1 protein-coding gene is annotated in these 4,232 nt (G+C 72.7%); it reads left to right on the top strand.

The window, feature by feature from the left end; all coding sequences use genetic code 11:
- Nucleotides 1-157 precede the first annotated feature (157 nt).
- The coding region (locus ABZ646_RS41430; protein ID WP_360531398.1) for a hypothetical protein at nucleotides 158-4,232 on the top strand (4,075 nt) is incomplete at its 3' end.

Below are 4,232 nucleotides of genomic sequence, written 5' to 3'. Positions count from 1 at the left end.
TCTACGGTGACCGCCGACGGCCGGCGCAGGGAGTCCAGGGGGACGAAGGCGGGCGCCGGGGCGGTCCGCCGCCTTCAAGGCCGGAACGGCGGACCGCCTCACCGACGATCTGCGTTCCTACCTGGAGGGGTGGACGGACTCCGAGGAACTGGCGAGCGTGGACGGGTATCTGCGCGGCGCCTACCGGGCACGTGCCGAGATCGTCAGGATCGCGCCGGCGTTCCCCGTCGGCGCGATGTTCTCCCGCGACGACCGGCAGTCCGACCGGCAGATGTCGGTGGACCTCAGCCACGGATCCGGCGGTGAGGTGGGACTGGGCCCGGCAGTCGGGTTCGGCCTGATGCCCGGCGGCCCCCATGTGCGCTTGGCCGTGCGCCCCGCGGTGATGTCCGGGACCAGCCGGACCGTTGCCTCCAAGTCGGCCGTCACGACGGCGGCCGGCCCGCAGATCACCGGTGACCGAATCGTCTACCGGGCGCGGGTGCGGATCTGGGCCGAGGGCACGGGCCCGTTGTCCACCGCGATGCGTGCCGGACTCACCGGCGGGCCCGCGTACAAGGACGTGACCGCCTGGCTGAGCCTGCGTCCCGACGAGGCCGCGTCGCTGGGGCTGCCACTGCCCGGCGGCATGTCGGCGATCCCGCCTCTGCTGCGGCACCCTGGTCAACAACGGGCCCTGCTTTTTGGGCCGTCGAGCCCGAGCGTGGTGCTGTCCAAGGTGGACACCGCCCAGCTCGTCCAGCGCATCGAGGAGCGGTTCGCGGAGGACCCGAGACTGGCCGGGTTCCTGCCCGGGTTCGGTGATGCCAACAAGTCCGGCTTCCTCCAGACGGAGGCGGACCACGCGCGCATGCGCACGAACCATCGGGCCCTGACCAAGGCACTCTCGCCGTCCAACATGACCGCCCGCAAGAGCCAGCTGGTCAGCACCGGCATTCCGGTGCGCCTTCGCCGCAAGGGGTGGAGCAGCAACGAGTACGTGCTGGTTCGGGTCAGGGGCCGATTCGTCACGGAACCGGAGTACCAGGGGGACATGGCCGACTGGCAGATGCGCAGCACCGCCAGGCTGGTCAGCGGCGTGAGCAGCGGCGAAAGCGCGCAGTACGGCGCCTCGGTGACGGGAGCGCTGTCCGTCAAGCCCATTCCGGGGCACCTCTACATGACGTTCTCCGCTGCCTTCGGTGCGTCCCGGGCACAGGCCGACATGTCCGGGACGAACGTGGAAGCCAAGTGGCTGACCGCCGGCTCCAGCGACACCAGCGCGTACGACTCCGTGCTGGCGTTCGACGTGGAGATCACCTCCGTCAAGCGCCAGCGGACCTGGCGCCGGTACGCGGCGCCGGGACTGCCCGGCCGGCAGACCCCCGACGAGGCGACGCTCGCCCGCACCACCGCACCGGACACGGACGACAACGTGCGCCCCCTGGTCGTCGACCCGGTGCCCGTGCGGCTGACGGCCCCGACCGCGCTCACCCTCGCGCCCTCCGACGTGCGGCCACCGCACATCGCGGCGCCGACGCAGACCATCGCTGTGCCCGAGCTGCGCGGGATCAACACGATGTACGATCCCGCCTGGGCCGCTCCCACGCCCGAGAAGCGGCCGTTGAAGCAGTGGCTCGCGATGGAGGTACTCGGCGACGGTGCCGAGATCCGGGAACTGGCCCGGGAACTGCTCACCGACGCGGCCGGCGGCGACGAGGCCTTCACGACCCCGGGCCTGGATCCGGCGCTGTGGATCGAGGAGCGGTTCAGCGCCGACACACTCCCGGCCGCCCTGGCGCGCGGCACCAAGAGCGCCTGGATCGCCGACGGCCTGCGCTACGAGCGCAGGGCCGGCACGCTCACCGGCGCGGTGGGCAGCCGCTTCCACGTCGTCAACCCCGTCGTGGTGGAGGTGCTCGACGGACCCGCCACAGAGCAGTGGCTGACCGGCGGTCACGGGACCGTCAGCGCCAAGGACGCCACCCGGTTCGTGAAGACCTCGCTGATGCTCGCGGGCGCGGGCGCCCCGTCGGAGTCGACATGGCTGCTCGGCGGACTGGCCCCGAGCTTCGGCTTCAACAAGTCGCTGCAGTCGTCGCTGGCCTCCGCCGCCGCGATCGACCGGATCACCACCACCGACGCGAGCCACCGGGTCGTACTGGTCCAGGCCGACCTCGAGGTCCTCATGGCCGCCGAGGCGGCGGTGGGCATCCTGGCGACGAAGGTGCGCTCCGGCGGCCGGCTGCTGTCCCGGGTCGCCGCGGCCCTGTTGACCGAGGAGCAGGCACGTGCGCTCGGCCTGGGAGCGCAGGTCGACGCGCGTCTGCGGGCCAAGGGAATCATCCCGTCGGCGCCCGTGCCGCAGGACTCCGGGGACGCTGGGAAGGCGGCGGTCGCCGAGGGGCCGCGGGGCGGCGTTCCGGAGTCGGCCGCGGCGGTCGCCGGAGGCTTTGACGCTACCGCGGAGACGGCTGCGTCGGCGCCCGGCACGGCTGTCGCGAGGAACACCGAGGCTGGGAGCGCGGCGGCCGAACCGGAGCCGGCCGCCGAGGCCGATCCCGCCGCCGGGCTGCGCCTGGCGGCCGACGGACCGCTGGGCCTCGGCACGGTGGAGAAGGCCCCTGACTTCGGGCGGCTGCTCCCGGCGCTGCGCGACAAGCTGATGGCCTGGCAGGACGGGCCCACCAAGAACCTCATCCCCGTCGACCTGCTGCCCGAGCGGTTGCTGGACGACAAGCGGCGCAACACCGAACGGCTCGGAGCGGTGCTCGACGGCGCCGTCAGTCTGCTGAACAGACTCGCGGACGACAGCGTGTCGGTGGAACTGTTCGACCAGGGCAGCGGCAGCCGCGCCTACTGGGCGACGCTGGTGCTGGGCCGGGAGGACGGCACCTTCGAAAGCCGTCCCACACAGGGACGGGGGACCGCGTACGCGACGGCAGCGGTGCTCGACGGCGGAACGACCACCACGGACGGCAGGGGCCCCGGGCTGGACCTCCCCCTCCTGCTGTACGGCGCCCTCCCCACCGGCGCGGGCGGCCTGGTGGGCGTGCCGACCGGCGGTACCGCCCACCAGGACACCTTCGCCGACACGGTGCGCAAGGCGCTGGTGGCCGCCGCCAGAACGACCCTTCCCGACGAGGCCGGCATGGTCCACATCAAGATCCCGGTGTCGGCGCGGCTGGAACTGTACCGAGCGGGGTCGCCGGACGGCGCCGAGCCGATTGTGTCGGTGGAACTGGAGGCGCCGGCCCCCGTCCAGGACGACTCACCTGTCGAGGACGACCGCTACCTGCTCTTCCGCCTCCCGGAGTCCGACCTGCGGGCGCTGACCGGTCTGCGTCCGCCGCGCGAGCTGCCACCGGTGGACCAGCCGGCCGCGCCGCCCGTCCCGCTGGAGCAGTGGCGCGCCTCCGGGGTGCGGCTGCCGAAGGAGGCACAGGCGAACGGCTTCCGGGGGGCGTCCCGGGTGCGGGCCGGGATGGCCGCCCTGACGAGGCAGCTGGGGGCGTCGCCCAGCTTCCGGACCGTCGGCAAGGCCGCCGCGTACACCGTGCGGCAGGAGATGTCCACGGAGTGGCTCGAGGCGGCGCTGCCCGTGCTCGCCACCTCAGGGCTGCCGCTGCCGTCGGCGTTCGTCAAACGGTTCTTCGGCACCGAGGACCTGGACGTCTTCCTGCACGCTCGACTGACCGAGGGCGAGGTCATCGGCGCCGGTGAGAAGGCCGAGATGGAAGCGGTAGCGGGGGCGGGCCCGGGCAGCATGCGGTTGCTGGACAGCGGGCAGGGCGGCACGCTGACCGACAGCCGCGGTGTCGCGGGACAGGGCGGGCCGCTGCCGGTCTGGATGGACTGGGAGCGCCACCACGTCCACGACTACCAGCCGACAATGGCCCGCACAGCTGGTCACAGCTCCGACGAGACCGCCCGGCGCAGCAGCGGAAAGGTGGTCCCGCTGGTCTTCTCGGGCCCCTCCGCGCTGGTGCAGTTCACCGTCGACCTGCGGCTGGTCGCCCGGTTGCGCGCCACCGCCGGGCACGCTCTGGCGATCAAGGACGCCGAGGCGGAGCTGGACGTGCCGATCCCGCATCCGGTACCGGTCCGGATGAGCCGCGACTCGGCTGAGGCGATGCTGGCCGCGGGCGCCATCACCGAGCCCCCCGCAGTTCCGCCTCGAATCCCGCCAGTTCCGTCATGCGTCCAGGATGCATCCGATCACACACAGTCACCGAATCTTTTCCACAACCGCG

Origin of the sequence: Streptomyces sp. NPDC007162 (assembly GCF_040634175.1) — a bacterium.
GTDB lineage: Bacteria > Actinomycetota > Actinomycetes > Streptomycetales > Streptomycetaceae > Streptomyces.
This window is presented reverse-complemented; position numbering and strand designations above follow the sequence as displayed.